The following is a 20,892-nucleotide window of genomic DNA, read 5'->3' as shown; positions in this document are numbered from 1 at the left end:
AGCGGATTTACGCCAGTACCGCCACGGCCTTGATTTGCGCCCAGAGCGGCTGGCCGGGGTGTACCTTCAAGTGATCCCGGGAGTAGCGGGTGATCCGCGCCAGCAACGGCGTGCCGCCTGCGTCCAGGCGGATCAGCACGTGAGCCGCGTTGTCCGCGCCCATTTCGCTGACCACGGTCACCGGCAGGCGATTGAGGATGCTGCTGTGTTCGGCGCTGTGCAGGCTCAGGCTGACATCCCGCGCCTGGACCTTGCAGCGAAGCGTCTGGCCGACCGCCATCGACGTGTGTGCGACGCGAATGTTCAACGCGCTGTCCGGCAGTTGCAGGGTCAGCAATTGATAATCGACGTCATAGGCGCTGACCTGTCCCTCGATCACCACGCCGGCGTCGTCCCCCAGTGCCAGCGGCAAGTCGAGGCGCGCCAGGGTATCGCCAATCGGGCCGCTGGCCAGAGCCCTGCCTTCGCTGAGCAGCACGATGTGATCGGCCAGGCGCGCCACTTCATCCTGGGAGTGGCTGACGTACAGCACCGGGATGTCGAGTTCATCGTGCAGACGCTGCAGGTACGGCAGGATCTCGCCCTTGCGTTGCGCATCCAGCGCCGCCAGCGGTTCGTCCATCAACAGCAACTGCGGGCTGGTGAGCAGGGCGCGGGCGATGCCGACGCGCTGGCGTTCGCCACCGGACAGGTGCTGGGGATGCCGGTCGAGCAGGTGGCCGATGCCCAGCAACCGGGTGGCATGCGCCATGTCGACCCGGCGCTGCTGTTTCGCAATGCGCTTGAGACCGAACTCCAGGTTGGCCAGCACCGACAGGTGCGGGAACAGGCTGGCTTCCTGGAACACGTAGCCGAGTGCACGCTTGTAGGGTGGGACGAACACCTTGCGCTCGCTGTCCTGCCAGACTTCATCGTTGACCTGGATGAATCCCTGTTCGGCACGTTCCAGGCCGGCGATGCAGCGCAGGCAGGTGGTCTTGCCCGAGCCGGAATGGCCGAACAACGCCGTGACGCCTCGGCCCGGCAGTTGCAAATCCACATCCAGGGCGAACCCCGAGTAACTCAACTTCAAACGCGTATGAATCATCGATCAGCTCCAGCCTGCTTTGGTTTTGCGGCTGGAGTAGAGCGCCAGCAACACGGCGAACGAGAACACCAGCATGGCCCCGGCCAACCAGTGAGCCTGGGCGTATTCCATGGCTTCGACGTGATCGTAGATTTGCACCGAGACCACCCGGGTCTTGTCCGGTATGTTGCCGCCGATCATCAGCACCACACCGAACTCGCCGACGGTGTGGGCGAAGCCGAGAATCGCCGCAGTGATGAAACCCGGTCGGGCCAGGGGCAGGATGACGCTGAAGAACACGTCCCAGGGATTGGCGCGCAGGGTTGCGGCCACTTCCAGCGGGCGGGTGCCGATGGCGGAAAATGCGTTTTGCAGCGGCTGGACCACGAACGGCATCGAGTAGAGCACCGAGCCGATCACCAGGCCGGCAAAACTGAAACTCAGGGTGCCCAGCCCCAGCGATTGGGTGAACTGGCCGACAAAACCGTTGGGGCCCAGTGCCAGCAACAGATAAAAACCAATCACCGTGGGCGGCAGCACCAGGGGCAGGGCGACGATCGCCCCGACCGGGCCGCGCAGCCAGGACCGGGTGCGCGACAGCCACAACGCAATCGGAGTGCCGATGATCAGCAGGATGACCGTGGTCAGTGAGGCCAGCTTCAGGGTCAACCAGATTGCGGAAAAATCGGCACTCGTCAGGGTCATTTAAAGCTCGTAGCCATAGGACTTGATGACAGCAGCGGCTTTCGGTCCCTTGAGGTAGTCAACCAGCGCCTTGGCGGCTGGGTTGTCTTTGCCATTGTTGAGGATCACCGCATCCTGTTTGATCGGGTCGTGCAGGCTGGCGGGAACGATCCAGGCCGAACCGCTGGTGACTTTGCCGTCTTTATAGATCTGCGACAAGGCCACGAAGCCCAGTTCGGCGTTACCGGTGGACACGAATTGGAACGCCTGGGTGATGTTCTGGCCTTCGACGATCTTGTCCTTGACCTTGTCGGTCAGCCCCTGTTTGGCCAGTACCTGAGTCGCGGCGAGGCCATAAGGTGCGGTTTTCGGGTTGGCAATCGACAGGTGTTTGTACTGGTTGTCGCTCAGCACTTTGCCTTTGCCATCGACGTAACCTTCCTTGGCCGACCAGAGCGCCAGGGTGCCGACGGCGTAGGTGAAGCGCGATCCCTTGACCGTGTCGCCTTCGGTTTCGAGTTTTGCCGGGGTGGTGTCATCGGCGGAAAGGAACACTTCGAACGGCGCGCCGTTCTTGATCTGCGTATAGAACTGGCCCGTTGCACCGAAGGAGGTGACCAGTTTGTGCCCGGTGTCTTTCTCGAAGTCGGCGGCGATGGCCTGGATCGGCGCAGTGAAGTTGGCGGCGACGGCCACCTGCACTTCGTCTGCATGGGCGCCGGCAATGGCGAATACGGCGAGCAGCGGGGCAAAACGTAAGGCACGAATGGTCATGAAACGGCTCCGTGGTAGGCAGTGAAGCGAGGGGGGTGATCGCTATGTAAAAAACTATATAGCGAAATGCCTGCAAACGGAATCCATCGGGTGCGTCCAATTGACCCCTGTAGCCGCCAGCAGTGGCGGCTACAGGGCTTGCATCAAGTGCGTGTCAGCTTCGCCAGGCCTTGCTCGGCGAGGTGCCGGGTCAATTCGGCAGTGGACATTTCGACCGATAACGGGAACGCCTGCCCGGCCCAGAGATTGGCGAACTGCGCCTCGCCCTTGGCCCGCAGCGGCAGCAACGCGCCGCCGGCGAGCGGAAAGGCCGGCGCCTTGTCGCTCATGGGGCCGATTTCGCGCATCACCCGATTGAAAATGCCCCGTGCCGGACGACCGGTGAACAGGTTGGTGAGCGCGGTGTCGCTTTCTTTCGCCGTGCGCAAGGCCTGGTGGTGGGAGGGACTGACCTTGGCCTCCGGCGTGAACAGGTACGCCGTGCCCACCTGTACCGCCGAAGCGCCCAGCACGAACGCCGCTGCGACACCTCGTGCATCGGCAATGCCGCCTGCGGCAATCACGGGCACTTTCACGGCGTCGACGATTTGCGGCAGCAGGGCAAACAGGCCGACCTGGCCACTGATGTCGTCGGTGAGGAACATGCCGCGATGGCCCCCAGCCTCATTACCCATGGCGATGATCGCATCGCAGCCATGCTGTTCCAGCCAGATGGCCTCTTCGACCGTGGTGGCCGACGACAACACCTTGGCCCCCGTTGCCTTGACGCGATCCAGCAGGGATTGCTCGGGCAGACCGAAGTGGAAACTCACCACCTCCGGCCGTAGCTCTTCAACGATCTTGCAGGTCGCATCGTCGAAGGGCGCGCGATTGGACACGGGCGTGGGGGCATCGAAGTCCACGTCCAATTCACGGTAGTAGGGCTCCAGCAGAGTTTTCCAAGCTTGTGCGCGTGGCTCATCGGCGGCAGGCGGCTGGTGACAGAAGAAGTTGACGTTGATCGGTCGCCGGGTCTGCTGGCGGATGGTCTTGAGGTCTTCGCGCAATTGTTCGGTGCTCAGCATCGCGGCGGGCAGCGAGCCCAGGCCGCCAGCCTCGCTCGCGGCGACCACCATGGCGATGCCCGTGGCGCCAGCCATGGGGGCCTGGATGATCGGCAGTTCGATCCCCAGCAGATCGATTATTCGGGTGTCTGGCCAGTGGCTCATTGCAGGGTTCTCCGACGTCAAAACAGGGCAGGGACGGTAGTGCGGGATTTTTTAACAGAAATTATGGGCGTAATACCAATCGAGTTTTTGTATGGGCCGCTCCCACCCGGTCATTTGCCAAAAGTCGGGTATGGCAAACAATGAAGCTGTGCTATTCCATTACAGCCTATTCATAACCAGCCGGAGACAGCCATGTTCCAGGGGATTCTGATCGACAAGGACGACAGCGGTTACCGCGCCACGCTGCAACAGATCAATGACGATCAACTGCCCGAGGGCGATGTGACGGTGCGTGTGGCCTACAGCACGTTGAACTTCAAGGACGGCCTGGCCATCACCGGCAGCAGCCCGGTGGTGCGAAAATTCCCGATGGTGCCCGGCATCGATCTGGCGGGCACCGTCGAAGTCAGCGGCCATCCGGACTACAAGGTCGGTGATCAGGTCGTACTCAATGGCTGGGGCGTCGGCGAAGGGCACTGGGGCGGACTGGCGCAAAAGGCGCGCCTCAATGGCGACTGGCTGATTCCCTTGCCCCGGGAATTCACCCCCGCCCAGGCCATGGCCATCGGCACCGCCGGTTACACGGCGATGCTGAGCATTCTGGCGCTGGAACATAACGGCGTGACGCCGGAGCAGGGTGAGGTCCTGGTGACGGGCGCCAACGGTGGTGTCGGCAGTTTCGCCATCGCCTTGCTCAACAAACTCGGTTACCGGGTGGTGGCGTCCACGGGGCGTACTTCGGAACACGACTACCTGAAACGCCTGGGTGCCAGCGACATCATCGACCGTGCGACCCTGTCCGAGCCCGGCAGACCCTTGGCCAAGGAACGCTGGGCGGCGGTGATCGACTCGGTGGGCAGCCATACCCTGGCCAACGCCTGCGCCAGCACCAAGGCCAACGGCACGGTCGCCGCGTGCGGCCTGGCCCAGGGCATGGATTTTCCGGCGTCGGTCGCCCCGTTCATCCTGCGTGGCGTGACGCTCGCCGGGATCAACAGCGTGACCCAGCCCAAGGCCAAGCGGATTGTGGCGTGGAACCGGCTGGCCAAGGACCTGGATTTTGCGCTGCTGCCACTGATCAGTCACGAAATCGGCCTGAGCGAAGCGATCGAGGCGGCACCGCGCCTGCTCGCCGGCCAGTTGCGTGGCCGGGTGGTGGTGGATGTGAACCGCTGATTCAGCGCGTCTCCCGCTCCAGCAACTGACGTTTGCGCTCCACGCCCCAGCGATAACCTGACAGGTTGCCGTCGCTGCGCACCACGCGATGGCAGGGAATCGCCACCGCCAGACTGTTCGCGCCGCAGGCCTGGGCCACGGCGCGCACGGCTTTGGGGGCACCGATGCGCCGGGCGATGTCGGCGTAACTGGCGGTACTGCCGGCGGGGATGTCGCGCAGTGCCTGCCAGACACGTTCCTGGAATGCCGTGCCGCGCACGTCCAGCGGCAAATCCAGGCCGATGGCCGGGGCTTCGATGAAACCGACGACCCTGGCGATCAGTTGCTCGAACGCGTGGTCGGCGCCGATCAGGTTGGCCCGTCGAAACTTGTCCTGCAGATCGCACACCAGTTGGTGCGGGTCGTCCCCCAGCAGGATGGCGCAAACGCCGCGCGCGCTCTGCGCCACCAGAATCGCCCCCAGGGAACACTGGCCGACGGCAAAGCGAATGTCGTTGTTCTGTCCCTCGGCGCGGTAATCGCCGGGTTTCATTCCCAACACCTGATCCGCCGCTTCATAAAAACGGCTGTTGGAGTTGAAGCCCGCGTCATACAGCGCTTCGGTCACCGAACCCGCATCGGCCAGACGCTGACGCAGCTTGCGCGAGCGGTGGGCCGTGGCATAGCCCCTGGGTGTCAGGCCGGTGACGGTTTTGAATACCCGATGGAAGTGAAAGCTGCTCAGGCCGGCGGCACCGGCCAGCTCGCCCAGCGTCGGCAGGTGCTCGGCGGTTTCGATCTGCCGGCACGCGGCGGCGACGGTCGCGGCGTGTTGCGTGGCGACCTCGGAGTGATCCTTCGCCGCCCGTTTGCTCGGGCGATAACCCGCTGCCTGGGCTTGCTCGGCCGAGTCGAAGAATTCGACGTTCTGCGGCTTGGGCAGGCGTGCGAGGCTGCTGGGGCGACAATAGATGCCGGTGGTTTTCACCGCATACACAAACTGCCCGTCAGCCCGGGGGTCGCGGGCGACGACGGCAGCCCAGCGGGGATCGTTCTCGGTGATGGTCATGGCGTTCTGTCCGTTGATCCGTTTGAGTCAGATTAACCAGACGGCGAGGTCGCCGCACTCCGGGGCTTGCGGTCAAATTCCGGGGTTCAGTGTGAGGTGCGGAACGTGAAGTTGATCCGTTGCTCGCCCAGGCGTGGATGCTGACCTGCCTTGATTGGCAAGATGCCGTGATAACGCAGGCGATCGACTCCGCCCCAGACCACGATATCGCCGTGAAACAGCGGCACCCGCTGGCTTTTGTCGTTGCGCTCGAATCCACCGAACAGGAACATCGCCGGCAGCCCCAGGGACACGGAAACAATGGGCGCTGCGTAGGACGCTTCGTTCTTGTCCTGATGCAATGACATCTTCGCGCCGGGAATGTAGCGGTTGATCAGGCATGTATCGGGCACGAAGTCGGCAAAACCCGCGTCCAGCGCCGCCGCCTGGGCGAGGGCGAAAAACACCTCGGGCATCGGAGGCCAGGGCGCCTGGGTGTGAGGATCGAGGCGTGAATAGCGATAACCGTTACGGTCGGTGGTCCAGCCCCACGTGCCGCAACTGCTCAGGGCCGCCGACATGGTGAAGCCACCGGGCGTGACCATTTGTCGAAACGGCGCCGCCGCCAGCACCGTCTCCAGCGCCGGCAGCAATCGCTCCAGCCAGGGCAGGGCGAAGCCCCGCAGGACGAAGGACTGTTCGCCAATCTGCTCGCGCCGCGGGACCTGTTCGGGCTCCGCGTCGGCAAACAGATCGAAGTTCATCGGGCTCATGAATCCACGTGTTACAGCGCCTTGCTGACGCTGATCTCGCTGATGACATCTTCACCGGCGCCATGCAGGGCGTCCAGCGCTGCCCTGGCTTCGGCTTCAGTGCCGTGTTCAAGCTGGGCAAATTCGAAGCGACGCTCACCGTTGAGCTTGTACTTGATGACGTATTTGGTGGTTTGGGCCATGGTCGTGCCTGCGTGTCGGGCTGTTCAGCTCAGTTTCGAGCTGGAACGGCGGATGATCTTGATCGAGTGGGTCAGGGTCGGCTTGCGGGTGACGCTGATTGCCCGGCGGTTGACGGTGTCGATGGTGATGTTCCAGAAACCGGTGCTCGGTGCGGTGATGCGCGCCGGGAAGGTGTCGAACGCGCCGCCATGGTAGGTGTGGCGGCCGCCATTCTTGAAGCTGCGGAAGTTGGCGTCGTTCATCAAGCGGATGTTGCACATTTGGGAGCATTGGATGACGACGATATCGTCTTCATTGAGGTGCTCGCGCTGGTGGATAAATTTCATGAGGCGCCTCCAGAAGGGCTTTTTCTACAAAATCAAAACGATAGCATGGGCGATTGGCGCAGTTTATCAGCCCGGACGGGTTATTATCCGGTTGCCGGGCTGCGCTTTGGCAATTAAAAACGGTTATTCGAAATTCAATGAACGATAAAAGCAATGAGCCTCGGAGAAAACCAGCGATTGTGCTGTCGGAGGATCTTTGTCGGAGGTTTTGTATGAAGTGGGGTGTATGGGTCTTGCCGCTTGCGTTGGCGATCAGTGGTTGTGCGAGCGTCGAGGAAATCAACGAGTCGCTGCCCACCATGAACGTGATTTCCGGCAAGAAACCCAATGAATACGCGCAATGCCTGACCGAGAAACTGGCCAGCAGCCGTGGCGCCCTGCAAGTCGAACCACAGGCGAAAGACGCTGTGCGGGTGATCGTGCCGCAGAAGTTTTCTTCGGGCCCGGCCGCAGTCTTCGATATTGAAGAGCGCTCCAACGGCAGCAGCATCAAGCTGCACGAGCGTATCTCCAACGTGCCCCTGCGCCCCATGGATGTACGCAACGCCGCCACCGCTTGCATTTCCGGCTGATAGAATACCGACCTCAGCACCGATGCCGCCAAAGCAACGCTTTGGCGGCATTGTCATTTCTGGAGTCGAGCATGAAGCGAGAGCAAGTAAGGGAGCGGCATGCAGAGGGTCATATCTCTGCCACCCATGTGATTCAGAACCCGGCGGACCCGGCCGAATGGATCGTGTTTTTCAAGAAAAGCGCCGGACGCAGTTATTTTCTGGTGGATGACAACGACGAAGTCGAATCCTTCGCCCGCCTTGACGACCTGATCGAAACCATTCGAGGCCTGGGGATCAAGTTCGCCGAGATCCACATGTAGGCCCGGTCTTACTTGCAGACCACCACGACGCTGCGGTTCTTGTAGTTGCCGACGTCGACCCCCAGGGTCTTGTCGCTTTCGGCGGGAGACGGGGTGCCGTTGGTGCCGACGATTCGATAACCGGTGCCGGCGCAGGAGGCATCGGCTTTTTCATAGCAGGCCGCCCAGGAATTGGCCTCGCCGGAGCAGTCGATGGCCAGGCCTTGTTCACCATTGTTCAGGTAAGTGGTTTCGGTGGTGGCACACCCGCTCAGGGCCAGCAGTGCAAGCAAGGGTAGAAGTCTTTTCATGGTGGGTTCGTCGTGGGGATGATGAGGCTGTGACAGCACCGCAAGCAAAAGGTTATAGCCAAAGGCCACTTCTTTGTCTGCCCCCAAAAAATCGTGGGAGCGAGCCTGCTCGCGATGGCGGCGCATCAGTCAACCGTTCAGTCACTGACACACTGTCATCGCGAGCAGGCTCGCTCCCACATGGCGCGGGCCGTTCAGATCAGGCCTTGTCCTTGCCGCGACGCTGGACAGTCGGGTGTTCAAGCTCCAGCACGGAGGCGACCTCGATGGCCAGCGCCTCGGTCGGGAAAGGGCCGGCGATCCGCTCGCCGCTGGCGCTGTCGACCCACCACTGGCCGTCTTTTGCCTTGTTGATCAGGTACCCGTTGACGCTCTTTGCTACCGACATCTATCTGCCTCGTTGGCTGGTTCAAGTGCGCAATGATAGCGTCAAATGGCCGCAACCGGTGCGTCAGGGCCGGGCAGATAGATCGGCGTCGGCGTGAATTTCTGCTATGCCTAATGGCACGCCAGCAATCCTGCGGAACTATCCGCTGGAATATTTCTCGTATGTTGGCATCGGTTAGCCAGTGCGGGGCATTGTAAGGTGCACGCCGCCTGATTAGACTGCGCCGAAACTCGTACACACAGCCTTTTCAAGGACTTTTATGATCAAGAAATGCTTGTTCCCAGCAGCCGGTTACGGTACTCGCTTCCTGCCAGCGACTAAGGCCATGCCCAAGGAAATGCTGCCGGTGGTAAACAAGCCACTGATCCAGTACGGCGTCGAAGAGGCACTGGATGCCGGATTGACCGAAATCTCCATCGTGACCGGTCGCGGCAAGCGTGCCCTGGAAGACCACTTCGACATCAGCTACGAGCTGGAAAACCAGATCAAGGGCACCGACAAGGAAAAGTACCTGGTCGGCATCCGCAAGTTGCTTGACGAGTGCTCGTTCTCCTACACCCGCCAGACCGAAATGAAAGGTCTGGGCCACGCCATCCTGACCGGCCGTCCGCTGATCGGTGACGAACCGTTTGCCGTGGTGCTGGCGGACGACCTGTGCGTCAACCTCGAAGGCGACGGCGTGCTGACCCAGATGGTCAAGCTGTACAAGCAGTTCCGCTGCTCGATCGTGGCCATCCAGGAAGTCGATCCGCAGGAAACCAACAAGTATGGCGTGATCGCCGGCGAGATGATCCGCGACGACATCTACCGCGTTCACAGCATGGTCGAGAAACCAAAGCCGGAAGATGCGCCCTCGAACCTGGCCATCATCGGTCGCTACATCCTGACCCCGGACATTTTCGACCTGATCGAACAGACCGAGCCAGGCAAGGGCGGTGAAATCCAGATCACCGACGCCCTGATGAAACAGGCCCAGAACGGCTGCGTCATGGCTTACAAGTTCAAGGGCAAGCGTTTTGACTGCGGCGGCGCCGAAGGCTACATCGACGCGACCAACTTCTGCTTCGAGAACTTCTACAAGACCGGCAAGGCTTACTGATAGCGCCTGACCTGCTTGTACTGAAAAGCCACCTTCGGGTGGCTTTTTCGTTTTCTGCCCCCAAATAGTTCGCAGCGCTTGCCCAACGAACGGCGGCGGGTATGCTGATGGCCTGCCGAGGAGAATGAAAATGGCCTTTGATTTTGACCTTTATGTGATTGGCGCCGGTTCCGGCGGTGTGCGGGCTGCGCGGTTCGCGGCGGGTTTTGGCGCCAAGGTGGCCGTGGCCGAGAGCCGCTACCTGGGCGGGACCTGTGTCAACGTTGGCTGCGTGCCGAAAAAACTGCTGGTCTACGGTGCGCACTTCGCCGAAGACTTCGAGCAGGCCTCGGGTTTTGGCTGGACGCTGGGCGAGGCCGGGTTCGACTGGGCAACGCTGATCGCCAACAAGGATCGCGAGATCAATCGTCTGAACGGCATTTACCGCAACCTGCTGGTCAACAGCGGCGTGACCCTGCATGAAGGCCACGCCAAAATCGTCGATCCGCACACGGTCGAAATCAAGGGTGAGCGGTTTACCGCGAAGAACATCCTGATTGCCACCGGCGGCTGGCCGCAGGTTCCGGAGATTCCGGGGCACGAGCATGCGATCAGTTCCAACCAGGCGTTTTTCCTCAAGGCGTTGCCGAAGCGGATACTGGTGGTGGGCGGCGGCTACATTGCCGTGGAATTCGCCGGGATCTTCCACGGTCTGGGCGCCGAGACCACGTTGTTGTATCGCGGTGATCTGTTCCTGCGTGGCTTCGATGGCTCGGTGCGCAAGCATCTGCAGGAAGAGCTGACCAAGCGTGGCCTGGACCTGCAGTTCAATGCGGACATCGAACGCATCGAAAAACTGGCCGACGGCAGCCTCAAGGCGACCCTCAAGGACGGTCGTGTGCTGGAGGCCGATTGCGTGTTCTACGCCACGGGACGGCGTCCGATGCTGGACAACCTCGGGTTGGAAAACACCGGGGTCAAGCTCAACGAAAAAGGTTTCATCGAGGTCGATGAGCAATACCAGACCGCCGAGCCGTCGATCCTGGCCTTGGGCGATGTGATCGGTCGGGTCCAGCTCACCCCGGTGGCACTGGCCGAAGGCATGGCCGTCGCGCGTCGCCTGTTCAAGCCTGAGCAGTATCGCCCGGTGGATTACACCATGATCCCGACGGCGGTGTTCAGCCTGCCGAACATCGGCACCGTCGGCCTGACCGAAGAAGAGGCCCGCAAAGCCGGGCACGAGGTGGTGATTTTCGAAAGCCGTTTCCGGCCGATGAAACTGACCCTGACCGATTGCCAGGAGCGCACCTTGATGAAGCTCGTGGTGGACGGCAAGACCGACAAGGTGCTGGGCTGTCACATGGTCGGACCGGATGCCGGAGAGATCGTGCAGGGCCTGGCGATTGCCCTGAAGGCCGGCGCCACCAAGCGCGACTTCGACGACACCATCGGCGTGCACCCGACGGCTGCCGAAGAGTTCGTGACCCTGCGCACGCCGGTCTGAAGCACCACCTCGATCTAAAACCTGTGGGAGCGGGCTTGCTCGCGAATGCGGTGTGTCAGACACAGAAAATTGACTGACACACCGCATTCGCGAGCAAGCCCGCTCCCACAGAAGCGGATGCCCTCAGATTCCTTTCTTCTATTAATAACGTCAGCTAATAGCGAAAACCGATCAGCAGCATCAGGTTTGCCAATGAGCCAACCGCCCGTCGACCCGGTAAAGTTCTCTCCATCAACTTCACAACCCCTGACGGAGAGTCAACGATGCCTATCATCAACAGCCAAGTTAAACCGTTCAAAGCTGACGCATTCAAAAATGGCGACTTCGTAAAAGTCTCGGACGCCGACCTGAAAGGCAAGTGGTCTGTCGTGTTCTTCTACCCAGCCGACTTCACCTTCGTGTGCCCGACCGAACTGGAAGACCTGGCTGACAACTACGACGCGTTCCAGAAGCTGGGCGTCGAAATCTACAGCGTTTCCACTGACACCCACTTTGCCCACGCGGCCTGGCACAACACTTCGCCAGCCATCGGCAAAATCCAGTACACCATGATCGGCGACCCGACCCACGCCATCTCCCGCAACTTCGACGTGCTGATCGAAGAAGCTGGCCTTGCTGACCGTGGCACCTTCGTGATCAACCCTGAAGGCCAGATCAAGATCGTTGAACTGAACGACGGCGGTGTTGGCCGTGACGCTTCCGAGCTGCTGCGCAAAATCAAGGCCGCTCAATACGTCGCTGCTCACCCAGGCCAGGTCTGCCCAGCCAAGTGGAAAGAAGGCGAGGCCACTCTGGCTCCGTCCCTGGACCTGGTCGGCAAGATCTAAGTCCATGACACGCTTCACAGGGCGGTACTCCGCACCTCTTCAGTAAGCTGCACCGCCCAGTAAAGACGCCCGGGCGAGATTCGCTCGGGCGTTTTTTCATGCACGCAATCAAAGGAAATCGCCCGTATGTTGGACGCCAATCTTAAAGCCCAGTTGAAATCGTACCTGGAACGGGTCACCCAACCGATCGAGATCGTTGCTTCTCTCGACGACGGTGCGAAATCCCAGGAAATGCTCGAACTGCTGAAAGACGTTGCCAGTCTTTCCACCCAAATTACCTTGCTCGACAACGGTGACGATGCACGCAAGCCATCGTTCTCGATCAATCGCCCCGGTCAGGACATCAGCCTGCGTTTCGCCGGCATCCCGATGGGGCACGAATTCACCTCGTTGGTGCTGGCCCTGCTGCAAGTCGGCGGCCACCCTTCGAAAGCCAGTGCCGAAGTGATCGAACAGATCCGCTCGCTCAAGGGTGAGTTCAACTTCGAGACTTACTTCTCGCTGTCCTGCCAGAACTGCCCGGACGTGGTCCAGGCGTTGAACCTGATGGCGGTACTGAACCCGAACATCCGCCACGTCGCCATCGACGGTGCGTTGTTCCAGGCCGAAGTCGATGATCGCAAGATCATGGCCGTGCCCAGCATCTACCTCAACGGCGAAGTGTTCGGCCAGGGCCGCATGGGCCTGGAAGAGATCCTCGCCAAGATCGACACCAGCGGTGCCGAGCGCCAGGCCGAGAAAATCAGCGCCAAGGACGCCTTTGACGTGCTGGTGGTCGGCGGTGGCCCGGCCGGTGCATCGGCAGCGATCTACGCGGCCCGTAAAGGCATCCGTACCGGTGTCGCGGCCGAGCGTTTTGGCGGTCAGGTGCTCGACACCATGGCCATCGAAAACTTCATCTCCGTGCAGGAGACCGAAGGTCCGAAACTGGCCAGCGCCCTGGAAGAACACGTCAAGCAGTACGACGTCGACATCATGAACCTGCAACGGGCCAGCGCGCTGATCCCGGCGAAAAACCCCGGCGAGCTGCACGAAGTGCGCTTCGAAAGCGGTGCCAGCCTGAAAACCAAGGCGCTGATCCTGGCCACCGGTGCACGCTGGCGTGAAATGGGCGTGCCGGGCGAGCAGGAATACAAAGCCAAAGGCGTGTGTTTCTGCCCGCACTGCGACGGCCCGCTGTTCAAGGGCAAGCGTGTGGCGGTCATCGGCGGCGGCAACTCCGGCGTTGAAGCGGCGATTGACCTGGCGGGTATTGTCAGCCATGTCACGTTGCTGGAGTTCGACAGCAAGCTGCGCGCCGATGCCGTGCTGCAACGCAAGCTGTTCAGCCTGCCCAACGTCGATGTCATCACCAGCGCGCTGACCAGCGAAGTGAAGGGTGACGGCGAGAAGGTCACCGGCCTGGTCTACAAGGACCGTGATTCAGGTGAGTTCAACACGGTGAACCTCGAAGGTATCTTCGTGCAGATCGGTTTGCTGCCCAACACCGACTGGCTCAAAGGCACTGTCGAGTTGTCGCCCCGTGGCGAAATCATCGTCGATGCCCGTGGCGAGACTTCGCTGCCGGGTGTGTTCGCCGCCGGTGACGTGACCACCGTGCCGTACAAGCAGATCGTGATCGCCGTGGGCGAGGGTGCCAAGGCTTCCCTGAGCGCGTTCGACCACCTGATCCGCACCTCGGCCCCGGCTTGACGCCAAGGCCTGAAACACAAAACCCCATGAGCGATCATGGGGTTTTTTTTTGCTTCGCACATTTCAACTGTGGGAGCGAGCCTGCTCGCGATATCGGTACATCAGTCAACGAGGTCGTGAATGATATTCCGCAATCGCGAGCAGGCTCGCTCCCACAAAAGAAGGTCCGCAGGTGTTTCGGACCGGGTTTTACTGCGGCGCTGGCTGAATGATTTCAACCCAGTACGCATCCGGGTCCTTGATGAAGGCCAGGCTTTTCATGCGACCGTCGCTCAGGCGTTTCTGGAAATCACAGCCCAGGGCTTCGAAGCGTTCGCACGCGGCGACAATGTCCGGCACCGAGATGCAGATATGGCCGAAACCGCGCGGGTCGGTGTTGCCGTTGTGGTAGGCGAAGTCCGGGTCGTTTTCGGTGCCGTGGTTGTGGGTCAGTTCCAGGATGCCGGGAATCGATTTCATCCATTCGGTACGGGCAGCAGCATCGGCCGGGATCTGGTCCTTGTCGACCAGCGCCAGGAAGTACAGGCTGAATTCGGCTTCCGGAAAGTCGCGTTTTTCCACCAGCGAGAAACCCAGAATGCGCGTGTAGAAGTCCAGGGACTTGGTGATGTCCTTGACCCGCAGCATGGTGTGGTTGAAGACGAACTTGTGGGTCGCGGTATCCGGCTGGGCAGTCACGCCGGGAAAGGTGTTCAATTCGTGCAGGCTCATGGGCCCTCCGTAAACAAGTGGGGCTAACGAATGGTGCCAATGATACGCAAGGGGGCTGGCTTCACCAAACCCAATGCGTCGGCTATTGCCTGGGCCGCAGCCTGGGCTCAGACTTTGCGGTTCAATCCGCGAGTGTTCATTGCAATGATCCGATCCTGTAAATCACTGTTGGTTCTGGTTGGGCTGCTGTCAGGTGTCAGCGTTGCGCAGGCCGATGCCCCCGTCGTCAGTTGGCCGCAGGGCTGGGAGATCGAAGCGGTCCCGCAGGATGATGCCAGGCCTCAGGTGTTCCGGCAGCGCGCAGTGAAACACGATCAGGCCGGTACGCCGGTCATGGTGATGGAGTTGACTACCACCCCAGTCGACAGCGGGCACCAGGTCAATTTGCAGGGCGTGTTGCTGGAGATGCGCAAATCCGTGCAAAAGGACTTCTTTCAGGGCGGCTATCAAAGCGTGTGCAATAAAATTCATCCGGCGACCCTGAGCCGGCTAACGGCGCTGGAAACCACCTGTACGATTACCCAGAATGGCCGACATGTGCTTTCGCAAACATTGGTCGCGGCGGTGGATGCCGATAAGGCGTATGTTTTTTCCTACGCGGGGCAAGCCGAAGCTTATAAGGCCAGTGAGGACGAAATAGCACTCGCTCGCAACAGTCTGAAACTTTAGTTGGCACGGGTGTGTCATCGAGCATTGGGCAGTTTTACAGGCCCAAAAGGATTAAGCACAAAGTTAATCGGCAAGTAGTCTATTGATCGATTCCAATCGTTGCATTTGTTGAGTATCCAAGAAAAAGCCCTGCATCAAGCAGGGCTTTGTGTGTTTACCGGGCGTGCTTAGCGCACCCAGGAATCAACGGTGGACGCGCCGTATTTTTCCTTCCAGGCTTTCAGCCCACGGTGGTTGCCGCCCTTGGTTTCAATCAGTTCACCGGTGTGCGGGTTCTGATAGACCTTGACCACGCGAGCGCGGCGGGTTTTCGGTGCGGTGGCCTGCTGCAAGCCGGACTTCGGGTTCGGATCGAGAATGGCGACGATGTCACGCAGGCTCTTGCCGTAGGTTTTCATCAGCGCCTGGAGCTTTTCTTCGAATTCGATTTCTTTCTTGAGCCCGGCATCGTTCTTCAGGGATTCCAGCTGTTTGAGCTGTTCTTGAAGGGCTTTTTCGGCTGCACGAAATTCAGCGAGTCTGGACAATATCTTTACTCCAATAGTGTGTTTGGCTGATACCAACCGCAAACAAAGCTATAAGCCAAGAGCCTTGAAGCGACTCGGTGATAAGTGGCTCACCTGCCAATCTAGCGCAGGCAGGAAAAATTGTAGTAGTTAATGGCCGAAGAGTAAATCCTGACTTTTTCTTCATGTAACAAGAAGGGCTGTTTTGATTCAAGACGGTGCGTGGTTTCGTTGTTCTGTCGCATAAAGTCGCTAGTTAATGATGAGTTAATGCGTAAATGAAGTCTGCCCCGGGCATCGGCCGGCCGAACAGATAACCTTGCAGGAAGTTGACGCCATGGGCACTCAGGTACTCGCTTTGTTCGGTGGTCTCCACGCCCTCGGCAACGATGCCCAGGTCGAGCTTGGCCGACAGTTCGATGACGCTGTCCAGAATGTGTCGTGACAGGGCGTCGGCGCCGATCATGGCAACGAAACTCTGGTCGATCTTCAGGAAGTCCACGTTGAACTGGCGCAAGTAGACCAGGCTGGAATGACCGGTGCCAAAGTCGTCGAGGGCGATCATCACGCCCAGTTGGTGAAGCTGCTCGAACAGTTGCAGGGTCATGGCTGTTGGCTCGATGAGCTGGCGTTCGGTCAACTCCAGCACCAGGTGAATGGAGCCGGGTGCAAAAGCGCCGAGAAATGTCCGGCAATCTTCGACCAGTGCCAGGCTCTGGCAATGGCTGGCCGTGATGTTGATGCCTATGTGGAACGGTTCCTTGAATGCTGGGGAAAGGGGGCCCAGCAGCTGTGCGGTTTGCTGCATCAATGAGCGCGTCATCGGTACGATCAGGCCGGAGTGCTCGGCAAACGGGATGAACAGGTCCGGCCGCACCAGGCCTTCCTTGGGATGGTTCCAGCGCATCAATACTTCTGCTCCCGACCACTGTTTGCTGATGCCATGCACCACCGGCTGGAAGTAAGGCACGAACTCCTCGGCATCCAGTGCACGCTGGAGCTCGTGGCTGGGCGACGACGTACGCTTTTGCACGCTCTGTGCAATCAGCGCGGACACGGCGCCAAAAAAGATCAGCAGACTGAACAGCGACGGGTAGTGGCTGCGCATGTAGCGCCAGGTCTCGCCTTCGGGGAAACCTGCCGTGACCCAATAGCCATATCGCTGGGAGGCCCGTTGGTTTTCGGCCACGGGCAGTGCGGGAGAATCGCCCTGGTGAACCTTGCCGTCTGCCGATAGCCAATGTGGGCCAACACGCAACAACAGCACGGTGTTACGGCCGATCAGGCGCAGCACGTTAGCCAGGTGATAACCGTCGAGGGTGGTCAGTGCGCCCTGTTTTCCTTGGTTGAGGCGGTACACCAGCAATGCGGTGTCCGGCGTGACAGGGTTGCCGTTCATCAGCCACAAGGTGCCCTGGTTATAGTCATCGGCATTGACCTTCTCCTGGTGCTCGCCGAACAACGAGCTGCAATAGAGGTTGTCTTCCCAGACCAGGTTGGTCGAACGCACGAACGGACGGCGGGTGACCTGTTCGCGCAAGGCCAGTTTCACCGCTTCGCAAGACTGGCCAGCCAGCGGCAACAACTCACGGGCGGCGTGGGCGGTGTTGTCGAGCATCAGGTCGAACTGGCGAATGGCTTCTTCGGCGGTCACACGGGTGCTTTGCTCGAGCGCACGCTGCGCTTGCAGGCAAAGAATGGCGAACCCCAGGCCTATTGGAAGCAAGCCGCTCAATACGGTCACGAGCAGGCGGCTACGGCGGGTTTTGATGGTCAATGGCATTCGCGAAACCTGTCACGATGGAGGAGGGCCCTGTCATGCTCGAAGGGCAGCGGCGCGCCTCCCGGGAAGCGTGCGGTCCATGGCCATGATAGTTGGCCTTCGACGCCTGTGTGGTTCAACGGTATTGCAGGCTGCAGGCGAGTTTGATGAAGGCCAGCGTCGCCGGTGACGACTGGCGCCGGTCCAGCACGGCCAGGCCGACCTGACGGGTAACGACCGGCGTCAGCGGTTTTTTCACGTAGTGGCTGTCAGCGGTGTCGGGCAATGATCCTTCAGCGACCAGGGTCAGGGCGTCGCCGCGCGCCACGGTGTCCAGTGTGCTGAGCAGTTGCGAGCACCGATAACGAATGTTGGGGGTCAGTTGCGCCGCGCTGAACAACCGCGAAACCAGTTCCGAAGAGCCGGCTTCGGTCAGCACGAACGGGTCGTTGCACAGGTCGCTAAGGCTTACGCTGTCGCGACCTGACAGGGGATGCCCGGTGGGGAGCAACGCGACCATCTGGTCCTGGATCAGCGCAAAGGTGTCGAAGCGCTCCTGCGGCAGCACCACGAAACCGATGTCGATGCGGCGTTCTTCCAGCCATTGCAGGACCTGGCGGTCAGGGCCTTCATCGATGTGCACCTCGATACCCGGATGATCGGCGCGATAGTGTTGCAGGATCATCGGCAGCAACTTGATCGACGATGTCGGGCCGAATGAGCCGATGCGCAGGGTGCCGCGTTTCATGCCGCGGGCGTCCGCCGCTTCCTGGCGCAGGGTGTTGGCCAGGCCGAGCATCGCCCGGGCACGCAGCAGCAGCTGTTGGCCGATGTCGCTGAGTTCCACCTGGGACTGGTGCCGACGCAACAGTTCGACCCCCAGTTCCTGCTCCAGCGATTTGAGGGCGTGTGACACCGCTGATTGGGAAATCCCCAGGCGATGAGCCGCCGCCGTGAAGCCGTGGAGCTCGGCCACCAGCGAGAAAATCTCGAGTTGGGTGAGGGTCATGAGTTTTTACTCATTTTACGATTATCAAGTATTAGTCAAATTATACGTCATCGTTGAGTTTCGGATCCGCCAACCTATGAAGACGTATGAATACCCCCTCGCAACCCGCTCCGTGGCGGTGTACTGCACACTGGCTGCGGTGACCATGATCTGGGGCGGCACTTTTGTCGCCGGGCGATTTCTGGCGGACAGTCTCAGCCCTTTGTTCGCCGCCAGCCTGCGATTCCTGCTGGCCAGCGCCGCATTGTGGCTGTTCCTGCTGGTGGCCCGGGTGCCTTGGCTGCGGCCCAGCGCCAGGCAGTGGCTGCAACTGGCGCTGCTCGGCTTTTTCGGTATCTTTTTCTATAACCTGTGCTTCTTTTATGGCCTGCAGTACATCAACGCATCCCGGGCGTCGCTGATTGTGGCGCTGAACCCGGCGGTGATCGGGCTGGCTTCGTGGCTATTGTTCAAGGAGCGCCTGGGCCCGACGAAGGTCCTGGGCATCGCCATCTGCATCGCAGGAGCGAGCCTGGTGATTGTCAGCCGTCACCCGACGCTGCTGGCCGGCCATGCCGATGCATGGATCGGCGACCTGCTGATTTTCGGTTGCGTGCTGGGCTGGGGGATTTACTCGCTGTTCTGCAAAGAGCTGAACCAGGCGCTGGGGCCCGTGCGGACCGTGACGTATTCGATCTGGCTGGGCACGGCGATGCTCTGGGTGGCCTGCGCGGTCAGAGGTGAATGGAGCGTTTCGGCGCTGGTGGGGCTGGGTTCGCCGCAATGGTTGAGCCTGATTTACCTCGGTGTCCTGGGCTCGGCGCTGGCCTATATCGGCTATTACGACGGCTTGCGCAAAATCGGTGCGACACGCTCTGGCGTGTTCATCGCCCTGAACCCGCTGACAGCGGTCATACTCGGTGCGCTCCTGCTGGACGAGCAGTTGACCCTGGTGATGTGCCTGGGCGGCGGGCTGATCCTGGCGGGGATTTTCCTGTGCAACAAACCCCTTGCGCGGGTGGCGAAAAAGGGGATTTGATACAGGAGGCGGACAAACCGATTTACGCTGTGTAGAATCGGTTTACGCATACAATAATAATTGTCTTCTGGCAGCAGAAGCCTTGCCTGCCAGAGCCTTGGGTCGACCATGAACAGCTTCGGGTTTCAACTGATCTACGGTGACTTCCTCGCCCGCAGCGTGCGGGGCATCTCCTGTGCGCCACCGGCCGGCCTCAGCATTTCAGCAGCTAACGTTTGTTAATTGACCAGAATGATGAGGCGCCAACCATGGCTGATTTATACGAAAACCCAATGGGCCTGATGGGCTTCGAGTTCATCGAATTCGCATCGCCAACGCCCAACACCCTGGAGCCGATCTTCGAGATCATGGGCTTCACCAAGGTCGCGACCCACCGTTCCAAGGACGTGCACCTGTATCGCCAGGGTGCGATCAACCTGATCCTCAACAACGAACCCCACAGCGTCGCTTCGTACTTTGCCGCCGAGCACGGTCCTTCGGTGTGCGGCATGGCCTTCCGCGTCAAGGATTCGCAGAAAGCCTACAAGCGTGCACTGGAACTCGGCGCGCAGCCGATCCACATCGAAACCGGCCCGATGGAGCTGCACCTGCCGGCGATCAAGGGCATCGGCGGCGCGCCGCTGTACCTGATCGACCGTTTCGGCGAGGGCAGTTCGATCTATGACATCGACTTCGTGTTCCTCGAAGGGGTCGATCGCAATCCGGTCGGCGCCGGCCTGAAAATCATCGACCACCTGACCCACAACGTGTATCGCGGTCGCATGGCGTACTGGGCGAACTTCTACGAGAAGCTGTTCAACTTCCGCGAAATCCGCTACTTCGACATCAAGGGCGAATACACCGGCCTGACCTCCAAGGCGATGACTGCACCGGACGGCATGATCCGCATTCCGTTGAATGAAGAGTCGTCCAAGGGCGCGGGGCAGATCGAAGAATTCCTGATGCAGTTCAATGGTGAAGGCATCCAGCACGTGGCGTTCCTCACCGACGACCTGATCAGCACCTGGGATCGCCTGAAGAACATCGGCATGCGCTTCATGACCGCGCCGCCGGAGACCTATTACGAAATGCTCGAAGGCCGTTTGCCGAACCACGGCGAGCCGGTGGGCGAGTTGCAATCGCGGGGCATCCTGCTCGACGGTTCCTCCGAGGCGGGCGACCAGCGCCTGTTGTTGCAGATTTTCTCGGAAACCCTGATGGGACCGGTGTTCTTCGAATTCATCCAGCGCAAGGGTGACGATGGTTTCGGCGAAGGCAACTTCAAGGCGTTGTTCGAGTCGATCGAGCGGGATCAGGTCCGGCGTGGGGTGTTGAACGCGGAGTAACTGATACCACCGTAAAATTGTG

Annotated in this window: 24 protein-coding genes; 10 read left to right on the top strand and 14 right to left on the bottom strand. The window is 60.4% G+C overall.

Going from position 1 to position 20,892, the window contains the following annotated elements; genetic code table 11:
- Nucleotides 1–7: 7 nt before the first annotated feature.
- The 4 genes from modC to ACM6IM_RS08765 all read right to left on the bottom strand — a co-directional run bounded on the left by modC (nucleotide 8) and on the right by ACM6IM_RS08765 (nucleotide 3,732).
- Entirely contained in the window at nucleotides 8–1,087 is a 1,080-nt protein-coding gene (gene modC / locus ACM6IM_RS08780) for a molybdenum ABC transporter ATP-binding protein (protein WP_414864866.1), read from the bottom strand.
- A gap of 3 nt (nucleotides 1,088–1,090) precedes the next feature.
- Nucleotides 1,091–1,771, bottom strand: coding sequence for a molybdate ABC transporter permease subunit (gene modB / locus ACM6IM_RS08775; RefSeq protein ID WP_192308475.1), 681 nt, complete (start codon nucleotides 1,769–1,771; stop codon nucleotides 1,091–1,093).
- Nucleotides 1,772–2,524 (bottom strand): molybdate ABC transporter substrate-binding protein, encoded by a 753-nt coding sequence (modA, locus tag ACM6IM_RS08770; protein ID WP_414864865.1) that lies wholly within the window; start codon nucleotides 2,522–2,524, stop codon nucleotides 1,772–1,774. It lies immediately after the preceding gene.
- A gap of 143 nt (nucleotides 2,525–2,667) precedes the next feature.
- A complete protein-coding gene (locus tag ACM6IM_RS08765; RefSeq protein WP_414864864.1) occupies nucleotides 2,668–3,732 on the bottom strand; it encodes an NAD(P)H-dependent flavin oxidoreductase in 1,065 nt (354 codons plus the stop codon).
- 192 nt (nucleotides 3,733–3,924) lie between these two features.
- Here ACM6IM_RS08765 and ACM6IM_RS08760 point away from each other — a divergent pair, with 192 nt between their 5' ends.
- Nucleotides 3,925–4,908 carry an MDR family oxidoreductase gene (locus ACM6IM_RS08760; protein ID WP_414864863.1) on the top strand — a complete coding sequence of 328 codons (984 nt, stop codon included), beginning with the start codon at nucleotides 3,925–3,927 and terminating at the stop codon, nucleotides 4,906–4,908.
- 1 nt (nucleotide 4,909) lies between these two features.
- Here the strand turns inward: ACM6IM_RS08760 and ada are convergent, their stop codons facing one another.
- From ada to ACM6IM_RS08740, 4 genes are all read right to left on the bottom strand, one after another.
- Nucleotides 4,910–5,956 (bottom strand): bifunctional DNA-binding transcriptional regulator/O6-methylguanine-DNA methyltransferase Ada, encoded by a 1,047-nt coding sequence (gene ada, locus ACM6IM_RS08755; RefSeq protein WP_414864862.1) that lies wholly within the window; start codon nucleotides 5,954–5,956, stop codon nucleotides 4,910–4,912.
- An 86-nt stretch (nucleotides 5,957–6,042) separates the two neighbouring features.
- On the bottom strand, nucleotides 6,043–6,708 hold the full coding sequence (alkB, locus tag ACM6IM_RS08750; RefSeq protein WP_414864861.1) for a DNA oxidative demethylase AlkB: 666 nt from the start codon (nucleotides 6,706–6,708) through the stop codon (nucleotides 6,043–6,045).
- Nucleotides 6,709–6,719: 11 nt separating this feature from the next.
- Complete coding sequence (locus ACM6IM_RS08745) at nucleotides 6,720–6,890, bottom strand: hypothetical protein (protein ID WP_192308481.1); 171 nt, start codon at nucleotides 6,888–6,890, stop codon at nucleotides 6,720–6,722.
- A 24-nt stretch (nucleotides 6,891–6,914) separates the two neighbouring features.
- Nucleotides 6,915–7,217: a DUF1883 domain-containing protein gene (locus tag ACM6IM_RS08740; RefSeq protein ID WP_057400164.1), complete on the bottom strand. Its 303-nt coding sequence runs from the start codon at nucleotides 7,215–7,217 to the stop codon at nucleotides 6,915–6,917.
- Nucleotides 7,218–7,429: 212 nt separating this feature from the next.
- On the opposite strand from ACM6IM_RS08740, the gene ACM6IM_RS08735 reads away from it, so the two are divergent.
- On the top strand, nucleotides 7,430–7,789 hold the full coding sequence (locus ACM6IM_RS08735; protein WP_201188799.1) for a hypothetical protein: 360 nt from the start codon (nucleotides 7,430–7,432) through the stop codon (nucleotides 7,787–7,789).
- A gap of 71 nt (nucleotides 7,790–7,860) precedes the next feature.
- Complete coding sequence (locus ACM6IM_RS08730; protein ID WP_192308483.1) at nucleotides 7,861–8,091, top strand: hypothetical protein; 231 nt, start codon at nucleotides 7,861–7,863, stop codon at nucleotides 8,089–8,091.
- Nucleotides 8,092–8,099: 8 nt separating this feature from the next.
- Here ACM6IM_RS08730 and ACM6IM_RS08725 read toward each other — a convergent pair whose 3' ends face one another.
- The gene (locus tag ACM6IM_RS08725; protein WP_192308484.1) at nucleotides 8,100–8,381 is read right to left on the bottom strand and encodes a hypothetical protein; all 282 of its coding nucleotides are present in this window, start codon (nucleotides 8,379–8,381) and stop codon (nucleotides 8,100–8,102) included.
- A 199-nt stretch (nucleotides 8,382–8,580) separates the two neighbouring features.
- On the bottom strand, nucleotides 8,581–8,769 hold the full coding sequence (locus tag ACM6IM_RS08720; RefSeq protein WP_192308485.1) for a hypothetical protein: 189 nt from the start codon (nucleotides 8,767–8,769) through the stop codon (nucleotides 8,581–8,583).
- 259 nt (nucleotides 8,770–9,028) lie between these two features.
- On the opposite strand from ACM6IM_RS08720, the gene galU reads away from it, so the two are divergent.
- From galU to ahpF, 4 genes are all read left to right on the top strand, one after another.
- Complete coding sequence (gene galU, locus ACM6IM_RS08715; protein WP_003182953.1) at nucleotides 9,029–9,868, top strand: UTP--glucose-1-phosphate uridylyltransferase GalU; 840 nt, start codon at nucleotides 9,029–9,031, stop codon at nucleotides 9,866–9,868.
- Nucleotides 9,869–9,998: 130 nt separating this feature from the next.
- A complete protein-coding gene (gorA, locus tag ACM6IM_RS08710; protein ID WP_414864860.1) occupies nucleotides 9,999–11,351 on the top strand; it encodes a glutathione-disulfide reductase in 1,353 nt (450 codons plus the stop codon).
- A 263-nt stretch (nucleotides 11,352–11,614) separates the two neighbouring features.
- Complete coding sequence (gene ahpC, locus ACM6IM_RS08705) at nucleotides 11,615–12,178, top strand: alkyl hydroperoxide reductase subunit C (RefSeq protein WP_007975937.1); 564 nt, start codon at nucleotides 11,615–11,617, stop codon at nucleotides 12,176–12,178.
- Nucleotides 12,179–12,304: 126 nt separating this feature from the next.
- Complete coding sequence (gene ahpF / locus ACM6IM_RS08700; protein WP_192308487.1) at nucleotides 12,305–13,870, top strand: alkyl hydroperoxide reductase subunit F; 1,566 nt, start codon at nucleotides 12,305–12,307, stop codon at nucleotides 13,868–13,870.
- Nucleotides 13,871–14,059: 189 nt separating this feature from the next.
- Here the strand turns inward: ahpF and gloA are convergent, their stop codons facing one another.
- Nucleotides 14,060–14,581 carry a lactoylglutathione lyase gene (gene gloA, locus ACM6IM_RS08695; protein ID WP_414864859.1) on the bottom strand — a complete coding sequence of 174 codons (522 nt, stop codon included), beginning with the start codon at nucleotides 14,579–14,581 and terminating at the stop codon, nucleotides 14,060–14,062.
- A 144-nt stretch (nucleotides 14,582–14,725) separates the two neighbouring features.
- On the opposite strand from gloA, the gene ACM6IM_RS08690 reads away from it, so the two are divergent.
- The gene (locus ACM6IM_RS08690) at nucleotides 14,726–15,250 is read left to right on the top strand and encodes a DUF4946 domain-containing protein (protein ID WP_414865477.1); all 525 of its coding nucleotides are present in this window, start codon (nucleotides 14,726–14,728) and stop codon (nucleotides 15,248–15,250) included.
- A gap of 167 nt (nucleotides 15,251–15,417) precedes the next feature.
- Here ACM6IM_RS08690 and ACM6IM_RS08685 read toward each other — a convergent pair whose 3' ends face one another.
- From ACM6IM_RS08685 to ACM6IM_RS08675, 3 genes are all read right to left on the bottom strand, one after another.
- Entirely contained in the window at nucleotides 15,418–15,777 is a 360-nt protein-coding gene (locus ACM6IM_RS08685) for a histone-like nucleoid-structuring protein, MvaT/MvaU family (RefSeq protein ID WP_414864858.1), read from the bottom strand.
- A 235-nt stretch (nucleotides 15,778–16,012) separates the two neighbouring features.
- Nucleotides 16,013–17,539, bottom strand: coding sequence for an EAL domain-containing protein (locus tag ACM6IM_RS08680; protein ID WP_414864857.1), 1,527 nt, complete (start codon nucleotides 17,537–17,539; stop codon nucleotides 16,013–16,015).
- A 115-nt stretch (nucleotides 17,540–17,654) separates the two neighbouring features.
- Nucleotides 17,655–18,527, bottom strand: coding sequence for a LysR family transcriptional regulator (locus ACM6IM_RS08675; RefSeq protein ID WP_414864856.1), 873 nt, complete (start codon nucleotides 18,525–18,527; stop codon nucleotides 17,655–17,657).
- 76 nt (nucleotides 18,528–18,603) lie between these two features.
- Between ACM6IM_RS08675 and ACM6IM_RS08670 the strand changes: the two genes are divergently transcribed.
- The gene (locus ACM6IM_RS08670) at nucleotides 18,604–19,545 is read left to right on the top strand and encodes a DMT family transporter (RefSeq protein ID WP_414864855.1); all 942 of its coding nucleotides are present in this window, start codon (nucleotides 18,604–18,606) and stop codon (nucleotides 19,543–19,545) included.
- Nucleotides 19,546–19,793: 248 nt separating this feature from the next.
- Nucleotides 19,794–20,870, top strand: a complete 1,077-nt coding sequence (gene hppD / locus ACM6IM_RS08665) for a 4-hydroxyphenylpyruvate dioxygenase (protein ID WP_414864854.1) — start codon at nucleotides 19,794–19,796, stop codon at nucleotides 20,868–20,870.
- Nucleotides 20,871–20,892: the final 22 nt, after the last annotated feature.

This window comes from Pseudomonas sp. IT-P12 (genome assembly GCF_949767465.1).
In the GTDB taxonomy this organism is placed as follows: Bacteria; Pseudomonadota; Gammaproteobacteria; order Pseudomonadales; family Pseudomonadaceae; genus Aquipseudomonas.
This window is presented reverse-complemented; position numbering and strand designations above follow the sequence as displayed.

Bases quoted from the DNA above. Each gene is read 5' to 3' on its own strand.
- ACM6IM_RS08745 (WP_192308481.1), bottom strand. From the start codon at position 6,890: ATGGCCCAAACCACCAAATACGTCATCAAGTACAAGCTCAACGGTGAG.
- ACM6IM_RS08735 (WP_201188799.1), top strand. From the start codon at position 7,430: ATGAAGTGGGGTGTATGGGTCTTGCCGCTTGCGTTGGCGATCAGTGGT.
- ACM6IM_RS08730 (WP_192308483.1), top strand. From the start codon at position 7,861: ATGAAGCGAGAGCAAGTAAGGGAGCGGCATGCAGAGGGTCATATCTCT.
- ACM6IM_RS08740 (WP_057400164.1), bottom strand. From the start codon at position 7,217: ATGAAATTTATCCACCAGCGCGAGCACCTCAATGAAGACGATATCGTC.
- gorA (WP_414864860.1), top strand. From the start codon at position 9,999: ATGGCCTTTGATTTTGACCTTTATGTGATTGGCGCCGGTTCCGGCGGT.
- ACM6IM_RS08690 (WP_414865477.1), top strand. From the start codon at position 14,726: ATGATCCGATCCTGTAAATCACTGTTGGTTCTGGTTGGGCTGCTGTCA.
- ada (WP_414864862.1), bottom strand. From the start codon at position 5,956: ATGACCATCACCGAGAACGATCCCCGCTGGGCTGCCGTCGTCGCCCGC.
- galU (WP_003182953.1), top strand. From the start codon at position 9,029: ATGATCAAGAAATGCTTGTTCCCAGCAGCCGGTTACGGTACTCGCTTC.
- ACM6IM_RS08680 (WP_414864857.1), bottom strand. From the start codon at position 17,539: ATGCCATTGACCATCAAAACCCGCCGTAGCCGCCTGCTCGTGACCGTA.
- alkB (WP_414864861.1), bottom strand. From the start codon at position 6,708: ATGAGCCCGATGAACTTCGATCTGTTTGCCGACGCGGAGCCCGAACAG.
- ACM6IM_RS08720 (WP_192308485.1), bottom strand. From the start codon at position 8,769: ATGTCGGTAGCAAAGAGCGTCAACGGGTACCTGATCAACAAGGCAAAA.
- gloA (WP_414864859.1), bottom strand. From the start codon at position 14,581: ATGAGCCTGCACGAATTGAACACCTTTCCCGGCGTGACTGCCCAGCCG.
- ACM6IM_RS08675 (WP_414864856.1), bottom strand. From the start codon at position 18,527: ATGACCCTCACCCAACTCGAGATTTTCTCGCTGGTGGCCGAGCTCCAC.
- modC (WP_414864866.1), bottom strand. From the start codon at position 1,087: ATGATTCATACGCGTTTGAAGTTGAGTTACTCGGGGTTCGCCCTGGAT.
- ACM6IM_RS08765 (WP_414864864.1), bottom strand. From the start codon at position 3,732: ATGAGCCACTGGCCAGACACCCGAATAATCGATCTGCTGGGGATCGAA.
- hppD (WP_414864854.1), top strand. From the start codon at position 19,794: ATGGCTGATTTATACGAAAACCCAATGGGCCTGATGGGCTTCGAGTTC.
- ACM6IM_RS08670 (WP_414864855.1), top strand. From the start codon at position 18,604: ATGAAGACGTATGAATACCCCCTCGCAACCCGCTCCGTGGCGGTGTAC.
- ACM6IM_RS08760 (WP_414864863.1), top strand. From the start codon at position 3,925: ATGTTCCAGGGGATTCTGATCGACAAGGACGACAGCGGTTACCGCGCC.
- ahpF (WP_192308487.1), top strand. From the start codon at position 12,305: ATGTTGGACGCCAATCTTAAAGCCCAGTTGAAATCGTACCTGGAACGG.
- modA (WP_414864865.1), bottom strand. From the start codon at position 2,524: ATGACCATTCGTGCCTTACGTTTTGCCCCGCTGCTCGCCGTATTCGCC.
- modB (WP_192308475.1), bottom strand. From the start codon at position 1,771: ATGACCCTGACGAGTGCCGATTTTTCCGCAATCTGGTTGACCCTGAAG.
- ACM6IM_RS08725 (WP_192308484.1), bottom strand. From the start codon at position 8,381: ATGAAAAGACTTCTACCCTTGCTTGCACTGCTGGCCCTGAGCGGGTGT.
- ahpC (WP_007975937.1), top strand. From the start codon at position 11,615: ATGCCTATCATCAACAGCCAAGTTAAACCGTTCAAAGCTGACGCATTC.